Annotated in this window: 14 protein-coding genes; 13 read left to right on the top strand and 1 reads right to left on the bottom strand. The window is 41.0% G+C overall.

What is annotated here, in order from left to right; all coding sequences use genetic code 11:
• The 9 genes from Q0L00_RS14390 to Q0L00_RS14350 all read left to right on the top strand — a co-directional run.
• Positions 1-363, top strand: a 363-nt coding sequence (locus Q0L00_RS14390; RefSeq protein WP_297337584.1) for a type IX secretion system membrane protein PorP/SprF, incomplete at its 5' end; no start/stop codon positions are given.
• 700 nt (positions 364-1,063) lie between these two features.
• Complete coding sequence (locus Q0L00_RS14385; protein ID WP_297337583.1) at positions 1,064-1,831, top strand: helix-turn-helix domain-containing protein; 768 nt, start codon at positions 1,064-1,066, stop codon at positions 1,829-1,831.
• Positions 1,832-1,835: 4 nt separating this feature from the next.
• On the top strand, positions 1,836-3,032 hold the full coding sequence (locus tag Q0L00_RS14380; RefSeq protein ID WP_297337582.1) for a serine hydrolase domain-containing protein: 1,197 nt from the start codon (positions 1,836-1,838) through the stop codon (positions 3,030-3,032).
• Positions 3,033-3,267: 235 nt separating this feature from the next.
• Positions 3,268-4,002, top strand: a complete 735-nt coding sequence (locus Q0L00_RS14375; RefSeq protein ID WP_297337581.1) for a fibrobacter succinogenes major paralogous domain-containing protein — start codon at positions 3,268-3,270, stop codon at positions 4,000-4,002.
• 227 nt (positions 4,003-4,229) lie between these two features.
• Positions 4,230-5,759, top strand: coding sequence for a serine hydrolase domain-containing protein (locus Q0L00_RS14370; protein ID WP_297337580.1), 1,530 nt, complete (start codon positions 4,230-4,232; stop codon positions 5,757-5,759).
• Positions 5,760-5,790: 31 nt separating this feature from the next.
• Positions 5,791-7,596, top strand: a complete 1,806-nt coding sequence (locus tag Q0L00_RS14365; protein WP_297337579.1) for a serine hydrolase domain-containing protein — start codon at positions 5,791-5,793, stop codon at positions 7,594-7,596.
• 379 nt (positions 7,597-7,975) lie between these two features.
• The gene (locus tag Q0L00_RS14360) at positions 7,976-8,917 is read left to right on the top strand and encodes a polysaccharide deacetylase family protein (protein WP_297337578.1); all 942 of its coding nucleotides are present in this window, start codon (positions 7,976-7,978) and stop codon (positions 8,915-8,917) included.
• A 229-nt stretch (positions 8,918-9,146) separates the two neighbouring features.
• Positions 9,147-9,881: an NAD(P)-binding oxidoreductase gene (locus tag Q0L00_RS14355; protein WP_297337577.1), complete on the top strand. Its 735-nt coding sequence runs from the start codon at positions 9,147-9,149 to the stop codon at positions 9,879-9,881.
• 190 nt (positions 9,882-10,071) lie between these two features.
• Positions 10,072-10,734, top strand: a complete 663-nt coding sequence (locus tag Q0L00_RS14350; protein ID WP_297337576.1) for a DUF4386 domain-containing protein — start codon at positions 10,072-10,074, stop codon at positions 10,732-10,734.
• A gap of 220 nt (positions 10,735-10,954) precedes the next feature.
• Here the strand turns inward: Q0L00_RS14350 and Q0L00_RS14345 are convergent, their stop codons facing one another.
• Complete coding sequence (locus Q0L00_RS14345; protein WP_297337575.1) at positions 10,955-11,551, bottom strand: TetR family transcriptional regulator; 597 nt, start codon at positions 11,549-11,551, stop codon at positions 10,955-10,957.
• A gap of 176 nt (positions 11,552-11,727) precedes the next feature.
• Here Q0L00_RS14345 and Q0L00_RS14340 point away from each other — a divergent pair, with 176 nt between their 5' ends.
• The 4 genes from Q0L00_RS14340 to Q0L00_RS14325 all read left to right on the top strand — a co-directional run bounded on the left by Q0L00_RS14340 (position 11,728) and on the right by Q0L00_RS14325 (position 18,095).
• Positions 11,728-14,838 (top strand): SusC/RagA family TonB-linked outer membrane protein, encoded by a 3,111-nt coding sequence (locus tag Q0L00_RS14340; RefSeq protein ID WP_297337574.1) that lies wholly within the window; start codon positions 11,728-11,730, stop codon positions 14,836-14,838.
• 126 nt (positions 14,839-14,964) lie between these two features.
• Positions 14,965-16,422: a SusD/RagB family nutrient-binding outer membrane lipoprotein gene (locus Q0L00_RS14335; RefSeq protein WP_297337573.1), complete on the top strand. Its 1,458-nt coding sequence runs from the start codon at positions 14,965-14,967 to the stop codon at positions 16,420-16,422.
• 153 nt (positions 16,423-16,575) lie between these two features.
• Positions 16,576-17,820 carry an alkaline phosphatase family protein gene (locus Q0L00_RS14330; RefSeq protein ID WP_297337572.1) on the top strand — a complete coding sequence of 415 codons (1,245 nt, stop codon included), beginning with the start codon at positions 16,576-16,578 and terminating at the stop codon, positions 17,818-17,820.
• Positions 17,817-18,095, top strand: coding sequence for a hypothetical protein (locus tag Q0L00_RS14325; protein ID WP_297337571.1), 279 nt, complete (start codon positions 17,817-17,819; stop codon positions 18,093-18,095). The genes Q0L00_RS14330 and Q0L00_RS14325 overlap by 4 nt, the downstream gene beginning before the upstream one ends.
• Positions 18,096-18,250 lie beyond the last annotated feature (155 nt).

Here is an 18,250-nt window from a genome sequence, read left to right as displayed (position 1 = left end):
TTCATGGACGGCTATCCGGCGAGCAAGATGATCCAGGCGGGCTTCCGGGAGCGGCTGAGTCCGAATCTGGCGGTGATCACCAATGCCTTTTACCGGAGCCAGAAGAACCTGCCCGACCAGCTGGACCTGAACCTGAAAGTCTTGTTGATGGACCGGGTGTGGATCGGGGGAGGCCACCGGGTGGACTATGCGAGCAACCTGCAGTTTGGCTTGTTGACCGATAGGCTGAGACTGGGCTACGTGTTTGAGTTTCCGGTGGCCCGATCGTATCAGCTGCCCGGAAGGATCCATGAATTTACAGCAGTGTTTAGTCTCTTCCCTAAGGATGATAGAGACAAGCGGGATATTTTGCCGATTTGGTAGTTGAGGTTAATCAAAAGAAGGGTTAAAAGGACGTTGGCACTTTTCTAAGTAATTGCCTAATTAACATTCGATTTACATCATTAAGCTATTTCAACCAAAAGGTTAGCAGGCCAAAAAGAAAATAATCCATTATTGTTTTTCCTGGTTACCTGTCAAATCCATTTTTCTATCTTGAAAAGAAAGGAGGGAGGGGCTGTTGAACTTTGCCTTCAATGCCCAAATTTTATCCATTACGGTGCTGGGAATCATCAACCACCAGTTTATAGATTTGGTTTTGTTGTAGTTCGATTTTCGTTCAACCTAGTGGGTGGTTCCGCTGTTGAATATCGAACACCTCTGACCGAATGCGTGCAGGGTTTAACGCTTAGGTTTGTGGACGTGTAACCATTTTTTGACGTTTGATTTTAAGCTTTATTGGAGGTTGAGGGTATGGTAAGAATCAATCCTTAATTGGAATTAAATGATCTTTCCAAATGTCGTTTGGGTACCAAATGAGGGTTCTGAATCCCTGAGTACTGATTTGATGGGATAGGGTTCTCGATTTTTTTGATGTGGATAAAAAAATGCAACAAAAAATATTTTGTTTAAATCTTGTGCTTTTTAGGAGAGGCAATGGATGGTTCTCAACACCTAATTTTCGCTGGTCTGGTTTTTGGCAATACTGAGGTGAAGAAAGGATAATGCTCTAATTTTCTTGTCTATGAACTATCAAAAGATTCTTCCCTGGGAAGCACTCAGGGGATTGGTCAGTCATTACTGGGTGGCTACTTGGGATCGGGAATTAACTGCTCCTAAGTCGACCTATTATACGGTAGCCAACACCTTAACTGATATCACCTTTGCCTTTGCTGATCCAAAACCCAATTCCGGATTACTTTTCTCAGCAGTGCAGGGGCATACCGAACGGGCCAATCAGATTGAGGTACCTGGTTTTTATCATTTGATAGGAGCCTCCTTGTTTTCCAACGCTATTCCCACGCTTTTTGAAGTACCTGCCGGGGAATTAAGTCGTGAATTTATTTCGTTAAACGATTTATTAGGTGTTGAGGCAGAACATTTGACTGAGCAGATTGAGGAGGCTGCAAATACAACTGACCAAATCAACCTTTTGAACCGGTTTTTCCTTAGCCGATTGAAAAGCAGACATGAGGAGGATAATCCGATGGCTTATGCCACCCAATTAATCAAAATCAATCAAGGTCAAAATCGAATCCCTGAATTGGCTAGTGCATGCTGTCTTTCTCAAAAGCAGTTTGAACGTAGGTTTAAGTGTTTTACTGGCTTCAATCCAAAAGTGTTTTCTAGAATTGTTCGATTTGAATCGGTAGTCAAATCCGGTAAGAGCTGGAATTCACAAACTGAAGCTGCACACGAATTGGGGTATCATGATCAAGCCCATTTTATCCGTGAGTTTAAATCCTTCACTGGCCTGAGTCCACGGGAGTTTTGGAAATTAAGCGAGGATTAAGGAAATGTCCATTTTTTACAAGTTTAACCGATCTCAGGCCAATACCTTCGCTTTGCATAGTTATTCACTTAAATCAATTGAAATGGACTTCAGGCCTGCTAAAATACTTGTAAAATGCTTCTTCCTTGTTTTCTTGATTCTTTGCAGCTGGGAGGTGCAAGGACAGATTAAAAAGGTAGAAGGTCCTTCAGGAAAGCGGATTTCTTTTTCCGAGTTAGATGAAAAAATTGAAGAATTAAGGAAGGAGATAGGAATGCCTGGGATTTCCATTGCCATAATCAATAACAATGAAAAAGTGTATCATGAAGTTTTCGGAGTAGTTAACACCAAGACTCAGGAAGCGGTTAACAGGCGGCATATTTTTGAAGCCGCCTCTCTTTCCAAGCCTATATTCGCATTTTTCGTCATGAAACTGGTCGAGCAGGGAAAGATTGAATTGGACAAACCGCTGATGAAGTATTTGCCACATCCCGGCTTTGATTCGGCATCACAAGAGGAGGCAAAATTGATCACGGCACGAATGGTTTTGGCCCATCAGACGGGGATGCCCAATCATTCCAATGGCGAGCCCATGAACTTGGCTTTTACCCCGGGAACTGATTTTTCCTATTCTGGAGAAGCCTACCAATACCTGGCAGCAATTGTGGGAATGCAGCATGGGTTGGGCTGGAAGAAAGGCTTGAATGAACTATTTCGAAGTACGGTGTCCTTACCCCTAAAGATGCCCCATTCCACCTTTGTATGGGATGAGTATTTGCAGGAACATAAAGTTTATGGGCATGATTCGGAGGGAAAACCCACCGCAAATAAACCGCAACCCGGTCGTTGGAGCGGAGAGACTTTCAATGCTTTTTCCAGCCTTCACAGTGAAGCGGGAGAGTATTCCAATTTTGTTTTAGCCATGCTTAAGCAGGAAGGATTAAAACCTTCTTCTTTTGAAGAAATGCTCAAGGAGCAAACCCATTTTAAGGAGGATAATTCATTGAAGCAAGAAATCGGTCAAACCGGTTGGGGCTTAGGGTTTGCTCAGAAAGTAACTGAGGAGTATACGGTGCATATGCATACGGGAAACAATCACGATTTTCAAGCGTATGTGATGTTTATTCCTGAAAGGAATTACGGGTTGGTCGTTTTTACAAACTGCGATAAGATGATTCCTTTTTTAACCGGGCTTTCAGAGATTCTTGGACCTCAATTTTAAATTAATTTTCTGTTGAAACTTCAATCTACTTCTCTACAGTATCGTATTTCCAGTCTGGATTTCCTTCGAGGTTTAGCCGTTCTGGGGATTCTCTTTATCAACATAGAATCTTTCGCCTATTTCAACCCTTAGAATTGATTTGGAGAAAATTAACCTGTCAATCCAACGAATAGGAAATCACCGAGATGAATCCATTTCTGGGGAGATCGAATGATTACTTTAGCCTGACCAAACCATGAAAACATCCCTTTTACCTTTGCAATGCTTCAATTTTTTTGGACTTATATGCGCTATTATTTGGGGATTAGTATACCCTTTTAAGATTGATGCCCAACAAATCAATTCCATTCCCCAGTTCAAGACAGGCACCTTTACAGACCCTCGGGATGGGAAAATATACAAAACCATCACTATCGGAACTCAGGTTTGGCTCGCTGAGAACTTTGCCTATTTACCTGAAGTAGATACTCTGTCAATCTCGGTCTATGGCTATAAGGGTAACTCAATCGAAGATGCTAAAAAGACTGCCTCATACCGAGAATATGGGGCTCTTTACTCTTGGGAAAAAGCAAATGACTTAGCTCCAATAGGATGGCGATTACCCACAGATGCCGATTGGATTCAATTGGAAATAGCAATGGGTATGCCCGCCGAGATGGCAGAAAAGATGGGCTGGAGGGGGAATGAAGAAGCTGCTAGGGCTATGAAAATAAAGGGTAACTCAGGGTTTGATATAAAATTTGGAGGTTGGAGGACAGATTTTGGGGACTTCAGATTTCAAGGTGAACATGCTAATTTTTGGGCAGCAGATTCCTTTGATGAAGAACGGGCTTTCGAAAGACTGGTTGGGGCAACGAATTCAAAAATCGGTCGGGAATATGGGAATAAGGGATGTGGGTTTAGTGTCAGGTATGTTAGAGATCTTCCAGCCAAGGAATTTATTTCCTATCCTAAGGGGAGTGGGAGATGATGCTCATGGAATCCTGGTTCTTTGTCCATTCGTTTTAATCCATGCTAATGAAATCTTTCATCATAATAACTTCGTTATCAGGTTTAAGCCTGCTGTTTTCAGGTTGCACTACTCAAAGGGAAAAAATACAGGAGGAGGAATTAGTCGGGGTATGGTCAGGAATTCTTTTTCAGACTGACTCAAAGTTTGATTCCCTTTCTATTTTACCGAAAACGAACCCTCATACCTTGAATTTTTTTAAAGGCGGTAAGAGGTCTTCGTATTCTATTGAATCCAAAGATGATCAGCTACACGGTAAGAATTTACCAGAACTTCGTTTTGACGCTTTTTTAGCTGAAGATAGTTCTTCGCTAAATGGGATTCTAACCCATGATCTTTGGGTACAAAGCCTATCATTTGAAAAAAGAGATCATGCTTGGGTGAGTAAAATCAGTAAACCTGAGATTATAGATACAGATTACCGCGTCTATTTGGAATTTTTTCGAGATTCCACCGGAGTAATTGTTGCAATTATTCAAAGTAATACGGAAAACCGGGCCCTTCATTTCACCATTGATCAGGTTTTGATCGACGGAAATCGAATAGACTTTAAAATTACCAATGACCGGTTTTCAATTTCTGCACTTCACAACCAAGATGATCAAACTATCCAGCTGTCCTATGGAAATTCAGGAGGGAAACGGGAAATAGCCTTAACAAAGCTTCCCAATTCCGAACTGGAAGGTTATTTACCCAGAACAACTACTGGTAAATATCACTATCAGGTTCCTGACCCGAAAGGGTTGGGTAGGGAAGTGGCCTCTTTAGATGAGGTGGGCATAGATCGGTCCATGTTGGGATTCATGCAAAAAATGAATAGCCGTAAATTCGGTCCTATTCATAGCCTCATTAGTACAAAAAATAGAAAACTGGTTTTTGAGGAGTATTTCCACGGATATGACCGTAATTATCTTCATGATTTGAGATCTGCCTTTAAATCAATTGGATCGCTTGCTTTGGGTAGAGCAATGATGAAAAACAAGGAGTTAAGTGTAAAAGATACTATGTTGGATTTTTACCCGGAATACAATATCACTGATGAATTAAAGAAGAAGATTAGCATTCCTCATTCCCTGACCAGGAGTACAGGGATTCAATTAGAGGATGAGGATAAGATGCAGTGGGAATATGAGGATTGGGTGGGATATAAACTAAACCTGCCCATGAAGCATGCTCCGGGAAAGGTATTCGAGTACTCCTCGGAAGGAAGTAACCTATTGACAGGGGTTATTGAAAAATCAGTTACCAGTTATCTGCCACTTTTTCCATATCAAGAACTCCTTTTACCTATGAAAATTAAAGAATTTCTAATGCTTACTTCTCCGAAAGGTCGAGGATATTTAGCCGGATCATTTTACTTACGTCCTGTTGATTTGATCAAGTTTGGTTGGTTGATATTGGATAAGGAGAAATGGAAGGGCAAGCAACTGATAGAGGAAGACTGGATAGAAGTTTCCACGATGGCCCATAGTAAAGGGAATTGGCCAAAAAACTCAGATTACGGATATCTATGGAGGTTACTGGATAGAGAAATTGATGGTAAACAGCTAAGGACCATTGAGGCTTGGGGAAATGGAGGGCAGTTTCTCAGTATACTACCTGAATTAGATGTGACAGTTACGTTTACCGGAGGGAATTACAACCTGTTTCCGGAAATGGAGGAACGGCCATTTTCAATTTTGAATGAATATATATTTCCTGCCATTGGATTGGCTTAATCTAATGGTATTTTAGTTTAAATAGGTGGTAATGAAAAAAATTGGATTACTATTTCTTTGTTTGAGTTTAATGGTTTTAATCCCAAATTTTGGTTTGACTCAAACCAAAAATTTGGACCAGACCATCGATGCAATCCTGGAAAAATACCAGATACCAGGGGCAGCCATCACTTTAGTAAATAAAGATACAGTACTTTATTCGGGGTATTTTGGACTCTCGGATCTTGAAAGACAAAGAGCAGTGAATCCTGACACCAAATTTACGATAGGCTCGATTTCAAAGACATTTTTAGCATTAGGGGTAGTAAAGGCACAGGAAAGCGGAAGCTTAACTATTCAAAACCCATTAAAAGAGAGCTCAGTTGGAAATTTTTACACCAATTATTATCCAAAGAGCCCAATTACCTTATCTCATCTCCTTGAGCATACCTCTGGATTTGATGAAGCCCATTTTGATATTTTTGCTCGTACAGATGCTCAGACACCTTTTCAATTAGTTTTGAAGCAGAGTCAAAGTGCTTTAACCACTCGCTGGAAACCAGGTGATTATTTTAGCTACAATACCCTCAACTATCTGGTGGCAGCAGCGGTTCTGGAGGAACGTGTAGGAGATTCGTTTGAAAGCTTCATGAAACGAAATATTCTGGATCCGCTTGAGATGGAAGATGCATCGTATCATCCTCAAGAAAACCCCGATTGGTCTAAAGGTTATTCCTCCTCTGAGGAAGTGCCTTTTCCAAGCTTGCCCCAATGGCCTGCGGGAAGTTTGACTACCAATTTAACTGGCCTGCAAAATCTTACCCAGCTATTTCTTACTAGCGGGACCTATAAAGGAAGAAAAGTGCTTTCACCCCAATCCATTCAACTTATGGAAACTCCGGAAACCTCCCTTCTGGCCAGAAGTGGGGTTAAATTTGGGTATGGAAAAGGCTTGATGCAGGAGATCATTGGGAATACGGTTTTTTATGGTCATAATGGAAGTTATGGAGGCTTTCTTTCCGAATTTGGGTATTCCAGAAAGCAGAACATAGGCTATGTTATTTTAATCAATGATAGAGCTGGAGCTAAGGCAATCAAGGAAATCAAAAATGTGATGCTCGATCCGTATACACAAGAAGTGGGGATGGACCAACCTGAGCTAGATTCAGAACTTAAACAATGGGAAGGAGCCTATCAACCGACAACCTTCAACGTGGAGTTGTTTTATCCCTTCATGAGATTAATTGATATCCAGGTTTTAGCACAAAAAGGAACTCAGCTATCCCAAGCCAGTATGGTGGGAGGCTCAAGGGATTGGGTGGCCTTTGGAAATGGCCAATTTGGGAGGTTAGGGGACCCGGTCCCTTCGACTCAATTTTTGAATGAAGAAGGAAGAGTTCTTTGGCTCGGAGAAACAAGCTATTATAAAATTCCGGTGGTGGGAGCCTATTTTCAGTTTTACCTTGCCTTAACCTGCCTTGTTGTTTTTATCATCACTTTTTTCATAATTGGCATTTCGCTACTTCGAAAGTTATTTCTCAAAAAGGAAATTCAAAAGGTTTATCTGTTCCCTTTTTTAGCGATGCTGAGTTTTGTCATTTCCATCGTTGGACTTGGTTTTTTTTATAATCCGGAAGAGTTATTTAGTGCAGGTGCAATTATTTACTATATCGGTTCCTGGCTGTTTTTTGCTTTATCGCTTACCTCCATTTATCTTATGATCCATTCATTTTTCCGCCGTAAGCAAGTCTCGAAATTGATGCAATTTCAAGTAGTTTTAAGTAGTTTATCCTGTTTACTGATTTCGACTTATTTACTGTACTGGGGCTTGGTTGGTTTAATGTTGTGGAGTTATTAGGGTATACTGTAGGATCTAATGTAAAGTAGAAAAAGGCGAGCTACTAAAAACCAAAATGCGTATCATTAAAATAATAGAGGGAATTGGTTTAGAGAGAGAATTCTTGAAGATCAAAAATGACTTTGAGGAATCTAGAGAACTGGCGTTTGCCTTTTTTTCTTGGTGATTCAATTCATATCACTTACAAAAGATTGGATAACCTACTTGTTAAGGCCTCCAGTGTTTTGAAAGAAGTCCAATACCTTGGGGAAACCTGTAGTAATTGGTGTGAGACTGGGAATTTAAGAGATGGAATCTATTTTTTCTTCTCCAAAAATCAGGATATCCAGGTCATGGGTATCAAATTCAATGAACGGTTTAAAGATTAAATTAATCAGTTATGAAGAAAATAGTATGGTTGAGCTTTTGTGTTTTCCTGGGACTCAAAACCTATGGACAGCAAAAGTCCATTTCCATTACAATTGATGATATTCCCAATACGGAAAAGTTTCAGCAAGATGGTTTTCGCTCGGTCTTGTTGGATCGATTGGATTCCTTGGATATCCCATTTACGATTTTTATCAATGAAAAAAAGGTCTTTCAGACTGATTTTTTAGACAAGAATAAGAACCTCTTGGCCCGATGGATAGCCCATGAAAATTCTACTCCTGGAAACCACGGGTATTCCCATTTGCGATATTCTGAGGTGGGGTTTGATGATTTTGTTCAAGACATCAACAAGGGATTGAAATTATCCGATTCGATTGCCATGCTGCACGACAAATCAATGGATTCGTTCCGTTTTCCTTTCAATGATCTGGGAAAAGACTCGGTGCAACAGGCACAAATCCGGTCCTTTTTAAAATTTGTCGGAGATCGAATTGCTCCTTTTACCATTGAAAGTTCGGATTGGATGTTTGATTCGGTTTACCGCTACTACTTGGAGAATGGGGAGGAAGAAAAGGCAAGGAAGATCGGGGAATCCTATGTGACTAAAACCTTGGAATTAGTTAGGTTTTTTGAAGAAATGGCTGCAGAAATTTACCATAGACCGATCAGCCATATTTACCTCTGCCATGACAATGTCATCAATGCAGCCTTCTTAGATGATATCGTTTCCGAGTTAAGCCAAGAGGGGTACAGCATAGTGCCCTTTGAAGATTCCCTTAAAGATCCAGTTTATGACCAGGAGGATAACTATTTTCAGAAATGGGGGGTAAGTTGGCTTTATCGCTGGATGGATTCCCAAGAGGAGCGGGTGGGTTGGATGAAAAAAGAGCCAGATTTAACTGAAATACAGCGTATAAGTGAACATATTAGTCAAATTCAAAGCCATAAATGAATTCCACCATCAGGCCTTAGGTTTAAGGAGGAACAAAAAGAGTAAACAGGGCCATTTGATCAACCTGCAGACTCTTTTTTCCTGAAATTTAGACAAGTCCTGATTCTGAGAAGAAGTACTAATTTTTATAATAATTATACAATGAAATCGACACGGCTAAAAAATCACATGGGGATGACTGTCAACCCTGTCCGATTCCATTTGACCTTTAAAATTTAATTATAGACCTATGAAGACATTGGTTTTAGGAGCAAGCGGATCCACGGGAAAATTGCTAGTAGAACAATTAATTGGACAGGGGCAACATTTGAAAGTGATTGTTCGACCATTGGCGCGAATTCCCGAGAATTGGACCAACTATGAAAACCTGACCTTAATTCAAGCTTTTATTCATGAAATGTCTGCAGACGAATTGGCTGTTCACTTGGAGGATTGTAATGTCGTTGCCTCTTGTCTGGGGCATCATCCCAGCCTAAGGGGAATTTATGGGAAACCAAGAAAACTGGTTACCGATGCCCTTCGATTAGTCTGCGCAGCACGAATAAAAAATTCTTCACCCAGATCACTCAAGATTTTGGTAATGAACACAGCTGGAAACAGCAACAGAGATTTAAGAGAATCACTTTCACTAGCGCAACGGGTAGTAGTTGCCATGATCAGAATTCTTCTGCCACCGCATCGCGATAATGAAGCAGCTTCCGATTTTTTGCGCTTGGAAATTGGCCAAGTCCACCCTTTTATTCAATGGGCAATCGTCAGGCCCGATACTTTGATGGATGAAAACAGTGTTTCTAACTACACGACTCATCGTTCCCCGACGAGAAGTGCCATTTTTAATCCAGGAAAAACAAGTCGAGTAAACGTAGCCCACTTTATGGCTTCCCTGATCCAAAATCAATCGCTATGGGAAAAATGGAAGGGTCAAATGCCGGTGATCTATAATCGAATTGATCCCACTGCTTAGTTTAATTCCTAAACTTTGCAGGAAGTAAAAAGCCGTGTAGGATGATGAATTGTACGTTGACTATTTTTTACAAGTATTCGTTTTTTTGACCAGTTACTTTTGATTCATGATCATTGAATTTTATCAATGGCAGAACGAGAGTTTCGTTCAAAATCAAAATGAATGGTTCAATCACTCCTTTTTTCATTCGATGAAAACTATACGAAGCAATTCTAACATCATTGGGCTCCTAATTTTAGCTTCATTTTTGACAGGGGTACTAAGTGTTGCCCCGGCAGTTGATTCCCCAGATTTTATGCATTTAACTGCGGAGGAAGCAACACAGACTGTTTGGGCAGGGATTTTTCAGTTTTTGATGGGCTGTTGCTATGCCGGTATAGTTATTTTGTTTTATCCTATGCTTAAGGCGGTTAATCCCCATTTAGCTTTGGGGGCCCTTGGATTTCGGTTTGTTTCCATTGGATTAAGTTTTCTGGGTATTGCTCTTTTAAACTGTATTTTGATTTGGTCTCAGCACTATGTGGATTTGGGTAGACCTGATGATCCGGTTTGGTTATCCCTAGGGGAGATGTTGAAACGTAACAGGGACCTAATCAATCATGGTTGGATGGTTTTAGCTTTGAGCTTAGGTAATTTGATGCTCTATGCAGTACTCTTTCAGGGAAAATTTATCCCAAAATCCTTGATTTGGATGGGTTTGTTTGGTACTGCCTTATCCTGTTTGGCCAGTGGATTTATACTTTTTCAAAAGATGGAGGTGATTTCTTTTTCTTACCTTTTGATGAACCTGCCCACGGGAATTTTTGAATTGCTATTGGCTGGTTGGTTGATTTCTAAAGGATTAAAAAATTAGAAAGTGGTGTATGTCTGAGGGAAGGATTAGGAACTGGTCTTGTTAAAAGACCTGTTGGAGATTTCATGGAATTCATTTTGAGTCTGGTGAGAACATTCAACGGGATTGAGTGGGCGGACCAAGCGATCGTAAGACCGTTTAGGAATAATTCTAATTTTTTGCCATTCAGGGGGGGGGCTATCGCCTATTTCAAAGGAAAGAGTACAGGTGCTGGAGAAGGTTACCTGATTTTCAACAAAGTCTGGGCTAGTTTTTTGGCAGATTCCAGGTGTAAGGCCTGTTCTTTTTTGGTAGAGAGCATATTGATAAAATAGTAACTGCCATCGACCAGAGTAAATACTTGATGGGAGAGCTGTTCGGCTTGGCTTTTGTCCTCACCCTTAAATTCCAAGTAGCTTTCTATAATTAAGGAGAGTTTTTTCCTGAGGCCTTCATGGAGAATTTTGAACTTGGATTTGATGTCGTCAGACCTAAAAATTAGAGAATAACAGCTGTAGAATACTCCGTCATCAAAGAGGTCATTCCATTCTTTGGAAAAGAGGCGTTCGATCAGGTTTTTAATTTTAAGTGAGGGAGTACCTGGTCTGGAAAATTCCTCTTCGAAGATTTGAAAATATCTTTCCAGGCAATAATCAATCAATGCAGAAACAAGATCTTCTTTGGTTTTAAAATAATGAACGATCAGGCTGGGCTGTACCTCCAAAACTTTGGCGATTTTAGCCATGGAGCTATTTTCTACGCCTTCACTGATTGCAATTTGATAGAAGGCTTTTAGAATTTCCTGTTTTCTGATTTCTGTGATACTGGTAAGGGGCATGTTTTAATTTTTTGCAGAAAATTAATTCATTATTGATTGAATGAGTGTTCAATAAATTGAATTAACATTAAAATAATGAATCGCTTGTTAAGTTCATGGAAGGTTAACTCAAAATAAGTGATAAAGTCATACTTGGAAAGGAATTTTGAGAATTAATTAATCAAAATTTCTACGACATGGAAAAGGTATACCGTTTTAGGTTGAAGATGCTGATGATCTTCTTTTTAGCAGGGTTGGCTCCCTGGTCTGCTTGGGCGCAAAGTCAGTTGGTTGGGGTGGTTGTTGATGAGAACTCTGCCCCGATTCCAGGTGTGAGTATTTTGGAGAAAGGAACTTTATCAGGTACGGTGACAGACCTTGACGGAAAGTTTACGTTGGAGGTGAATGCAGGAGCAACTTTGGTTTTTTCCTATATCGGATACCTAACGCAGGAAGTTACTGTCACGGAGGATCGAATTTTGGATGTTCAACTTTTTCCTGCCGTCACTGACCTGGAGGGGGTCGTGGTTACCGCATTGGGCGTGGAAAAAAACGTCAAGTCTTTAGGCTATGCTGTTCAGGAAGTAGATGGTGAACGCTTTAAAAAAGCAAGAGAACCCAACCTGATTAATTCGTTAACTGGTCAGATTGCAGGTTTACAAGTGAACAATACCACCGCATTGTTTCAAGATCCTCAAATTTCGTTACGGGGCGCAAGACCACTGATCGTAATTGACGGGATTCCGAGTACGGATAATGATTATTGGAAAATAAATGCCGATGATGTAGAATCAATTAACGTACTCAAAGGAGCGACTGCTTCGGCTCTTTATGGAGCAATAGGTAGAAATGGTGCGCTGATGATTACCACTAAAAGAGGAGGTCAGGGCACTCAAGTAGAAATCAATTCCAGTACACTTTTCCAGCCGGGTTATTTGGTGATTCCTGAGGTGCAAACCACCTATGGTAATGGAGACAACGGACAGTATGCCTACATTGACGGTTCGGGTCGTGGAACTGAGGGCTTTGGATGGATCTGGGGGCCTAGGTTGAATCAAGCCGACCCGAGTACGCCCAGTGGTTTTGTGGAAGTCCCCCAGTATAACAGTCCACGTGATCCCAATACCGGTGAGTTGATCCCACTTCCGTTGATTTCTAGAGGGGAAAATAACATCCGTAATTTTTTTCAACGGGGATTGATATCTACCAATAATATCAACATTACCAATGGCAATGAAAACGGAAGTTTTAGAATCTCCGGATCACATGTATACCAGAAAGGATTGGTGCCCAATACCGAACTCAATAACACCTCTTTTTCGGTTTCAGGAGGATATAAAATCTCAGATAAGCTCCGAACAGATGCTTCCATTACCTACAACAGACAATACACGGATAATTTTCCTGAAACTCCTTATGGACCGGAAAACTATCTGTACAACTTGGTGCTCTGGACTGGAGTTGATGTAGATGTTAGGGACTTGAGGAATTATTGGGTTGAAGGTCAGGAGGGATTTCAGCAAAAACATTTCAATAACACCTATTACAACAATCCCTATTTCCAAGCTTATGAATACTTAAGGGGGTATTACAAGGATAATACCTTTGGGCAGGTGAAATTTGACTATCAAATCAGCCCTGAACTCACGTTGACGGCACGAACGGGTCTAAATAATTATGCATTGGACCGTACTGACAAGGAGCCGAAAAGCTATGTGAAATACGGACGAGTATCCCGAGGTAATTTTTACATTTATAATTCTGCTCAAATCAACATGAATACCGATTTGATTTTGAATTATTCCAAACGGTTTGGAGAGAATTGGGGACTCAATGCCAACTTGGGAGCGGCCAATCGCTTTGTCCGGTTCAGATCTGAAAGTATCAACACCGACGGTTTGGCTATCCCCAATTTTTACAATGTAGCCAATTCAGAACAGCCCCTTTCCGGATCCAACAGTTTGACAAAGGAGAAAATCAATTCGGCTTATTTTTCGGCTGATATTGATTTTATGAATGCAGTATTTTTAACCTTGACGGGAAGGAATGACTGGGTATCCACGCTGCCGGTAGAAAACAATTCATTTTTCTATCCTTCGGTGGGTTTGGCAACTACTGTATCTGATTTTGTGACCTTACCTTCTTTCTGGGATTTTGCCAAGGTTCGGATGAGTTGGTCTCAAGTTGCCGATGGAAGAATTTCATCCAATCCCTACAGTCACATACAGGCTTACAGTACGGGAATCAATTGGAATGGAAATCCATCCTTGTTTTTTCCTGGCTCTTTGGTTAATCCGACCATCCGACCTGAAACCTCAGATAGTTATGAAATCGGGTTAGATAACCGGTTTTTGGGTGGAAGACTGGGAATCGACTTGACCTATTTCCAAATACGGGATTACAATAACTTGATTTCAGTACCGGTTTCTCTTGCCTCCGGATTTAGCTCCAGGTTGGAGAATGGAGCCGAATTTCAACGATCCGGTTTCGAATTGATGTTCAATGCGCTACCGGTACAAACTCCTGAACTCACTTGGGAAGTGAATCTGAATTTCAGTACCTATAAGCGTATTCTGACCGAAAGTTTTGACGGTACGAACCGGTTTGGCAACTTAACCGTAGGGGAACGAACAGATCAGCTTTTTTCATCCTCTCAATTTCAAAGAACTCCCGAAGGAAGGTTAATTATTGGAAATAATGGATTCCCTATTCGGGATCCTTATCAGCGAAGCATGGGCTTTTCCAATCCCGATTTTATTTTCGGAATACAAAATCGAATAAGCTATAAGGGAATCAGTCTTGGTTTTTCTTTTGACGGGCGAGCCGGTGGCACCATTTATTCCCTGACCTCAGAGAAGATGTGGTGGGGTGGAACACATCCCGGAACTGTCAACCAGTTTAGGGATGATGCCAACCAAGGCCAGAACACTTTTGTGGCCGACGGAGTCGTGGTGACGGGAGGAGAAGTGGAATACGATGATTTTGGAAATATTCTTTCTGATACCCGAACCTACGCTGAAAATGAGCGGCCCATTAACTACATCGCCTGGAACAAGACCACCTTAAATGCGGATTTAACGCATTACTTTGACGCCAGTTTTGTCAAGCTCCGCGAGCTTTCCATATCCTATCAGCTTCCTCAGCAGTTGCTCCAACGGACATTTTTAAACACCGCCAATGTATCCCTGGTGGGAAGAAATTTGATGCTCTGGTCGAACGTGGAAAATATTGATCCGGATTCCGGAGTAGACAATCTTCAGACTCCTTCGGTCCGGAATATAGGATTCAACATTAATCTGGGTTTTTAAATCATGGAATTGATTTCTGTCCAGAAGAAAGAAAAATATAGGAAATACCTACGGCAATTAGTAGACACCCCGAAGACTGAATTTTCGAGGCTATTTCATCTGACCATTGAAAAACAAAAAAGACATATGAAACGAATAACAAAACTATATTTTCTTGGCATGCTAGCAGCTTTCTCATTCTCTTGTGAGAGTTTTGAGGATTTGCAGCTGGATCCCAACCGACCCGTACAAGCTGAACCCAGTTTAATTTTAACCCAGATTGAAACGAATGCTTTTAGCTCAGTTTCTTTAGGTGCTGCGCTGGCTTCTCGGCAGCTAATTTATACCAATAGTTTGAGTGAAAATCAATACTACGGTTGGCAGAGAGCCTCCTTCAATGATTACAATCAACTCAGACAGGTTAGTAAATTAGCCGAAGAAGCTGAACGGAAAAACAATGAAAGTTACCGTGCCCTTGCTCTTTTTCTGGAAGCCTATTATTTGGTTGAGTTGAGTCAGGTGTTTGGAGATATCCCTGCATCTGAAGCCGTTTTGGGAAGTTCGGGGAATTTTTCTCCTATTTACGATCCTCAGGAACGTGTTTATTTAAGTGTGTTGGAAAAACTGGAGGAAGCAAACTTGATTCTTGGACCCGAATCAGGAGAAATTTTGGGAGACATCATATTCAACGGGGATATTTTGAAATGGAAAAAGTTGATCAACTCATTTCATTTACGTGTCCTGATGAGTCTATCCGTTAAGGAAAATAACGCCAGTCTCTCTATTGCTGATCGATTTGAGGCGATTTATGCCAATCCTACTACCTATCCCATTATGGAATCAAATCAGGATAATGGAGCCTTGGTTTATGTGGATATTGAAGGAAATCGCTATCCAACCTTTAACAGTAATGAACTTAGGACGGCTTATTATATGGAAAAGTCCTTTGTAGACCGTTTAAAAACCCTAAATGATCCCCGACTTTTCGTATACGCAGATAAAGAAACGAATGGAAGAAATTTGGAGGATTTTGACCCAAGCGCCTATTCGGGTTTGGGAGGAGCGGACGCCTTATCAACCAATACCAATCTACTATTGGAAGGTGTTGGCTCACCCATAGACAGCAGATATCATAGTGATCCAGTCAATCAGCCCTCACTTTTGATGGGCTATGCCGAATTGGAATTCATTCTTGCAGAAGCTGCTATCCGGAATTGGATTTCAGCTGATGCAGCGGAGCATTATGAAAAAGGAATCCGTGCCTCCATGGAGTTTAATGGGATATCAGCTGAAGATACAGAGGCTTATTTGTCTCAGGAATCTGTTCAATTGGGGGGATCTGATGCCTTAAAAAGGCTGCTAACCGAAAAACATACTGCCTTCTTTATGAATTCAGGGTGGGAGCCATTTTTCGATCAAAGAAGAACCGGGATTCCAGAATTTAGCCTGAGTGAGGAAATTATCAATCCAACTGGGATTCCCAAACGGTGGATGTACCCCCAGTCTGAAATTCAACTAAATTTATCCAATTTAAATGAGGCATTGGATAGACAGTTTGGAGGCAATGATGATATCAACGGGATCCCTTGGATATTAAAACCCTAATTAAATTTACCCAAGCAGGACATAAACCATGTCCTGCTTGGTTTTTGAATTTACACGTAGAAAAAATGAAATCGAGCATGACATACCCGTCACACACCGGGATGATTAGAATTGCGAGATTCCATATGACCGCTAAAAAACAATTATAAACAGATGAAAAATTTGATAGCAATAGGAATTTTTTTGTTTGTCTCCCATCACCTTTGTTTTGCGCAGATCGAACGAGAAAGGAAAGTATTGTATATAATTCTGGATGGCATTTCAGCGGATAATCTGGAGCGGGTGAAGACTCCGAATTTGGATGAAATCGCTGGGATTGGTGGGTATTGCCGAGCCTATACCGGCGGAGAAATAGGTGCTTATTCGGAAACTCCGACTATTTCTGCTGTAGGGTATACCAGCCTTTTGACTGGGACTTGGGCCAATAAGCATCAAGTCTATGGGAATAGTATCTGTAATCCCAATTATCATTATTGGACTGTTTTCCGCCATTTGAAAGAGGCTAGACCAGATGCCAAACTTGCGATATTCTCCACTTGGCTTGATAATAGGACGAAGTTGATCGGGGAAAATTTACCACAAACCGGAAATCTTAAACTAGATTTTTCCTTTGATGGGTTCGAGCTGGATACCCTGCTGTTTCCCCATGATACCGAACGGCGCTTTATTCTCAATATTGACAATTATGTATCGTTTCAGGCCGCCCAAACCGTTCGGGAAAAAGGGCCGGATTTGTCTTGGGTCTATTTAGAATATACCGATGATATGGGACATCGCTATGGGGACAGTCCACAAACAGATTTGGCGATCCAGTATGCCGATTGGCAGGTAGGCAGAATTTGGGAGGCGATCCAGTATAGGGAACGTAATTTTGCCGAGGATTGGATGATTTTAATTACTACAGATCATGGTAGAACCCAAAAAGACGGCAAAGGTCATGGAGGGCAATCCGAGCGGGAGCGCAGGATTTGGATGGTGACAAATTTAAAGGATCTGAACCCTCATTTTTATAGTGGGGATGCTGCTATGGTGGATATTGCCCCGACGATACTGCGATTTTTACAGGTGTCGATACCAATAAATCATCAATTGGAAATGGATGGAGTTCCCTTAATCGGACCCCTGTCCTTTGCAAATGTAAAGCTATCTCTGCAAGGGAAGGATACCTGGGTAACTTGGAAACCCTATGCTACTGGAGAAAGCGTTAAAATCGGGTACGCTGAAACGGATGAATTTGAAAAATCCGGAATGGGTGATCCGGTTAATTGGCTAACTGATGTCAAAGTTTCGGATGGAAAATTTTTGATTCCTACCGAAGTCAGTTCAAAAAACTTTTTAAAGCTAGTACTGAAAGGGGAGCATAATACAGGCAATAGTTGGAAAACAGATTCGAAATGAAAGTATGGATGGATTTCATTGGATGGCTCGGGGCAATTTGTTTTCTGGTCTCTTACGGATTGTTGATTTCAGGTAAATGGAAACCGGATGATCTAAAATATCATTTGGCCAATGTTTTGGGAGCTGTACTTCTTTGTATTAATACTTGGTATGATTCTTCTTTTCCTTCGGTGATGATTAACGCAATTTGGGGGTTGATTGCAGTTTACGGTATTAAAAAATCAAGTCAGGGGAAAATAAAGAAAAATTCATATTACAAGGGAGTGGTAGAATAGCTCATTGCTGGAAGGGATGGGCCAAGTTTTTAATTTCTGTAAAGGAAAAACTATTTTCCCTTACAGAAATTTTAAAAAAGCCTTGACCGGGTAAAACAGAGTCCTTTTTAGGCTACATTAGTTTTTAAGACTAATGATTTTTACCCATGGAATCT

Source organism: Algoriphagus sp., from assembly GCF_024305035.1.
In the GTDB taxonomy this organism is placed as follows: domain Bacteria; phylum Bacteroidota; class Bacteroidia; order Cytophagales; family Cyclobacteriaceae; genus Algoriphagus.
Note: the sequence above shows the minus strand (reverse complement) of the source record. Positions and strands in the feature narration are given on the sequence as shown.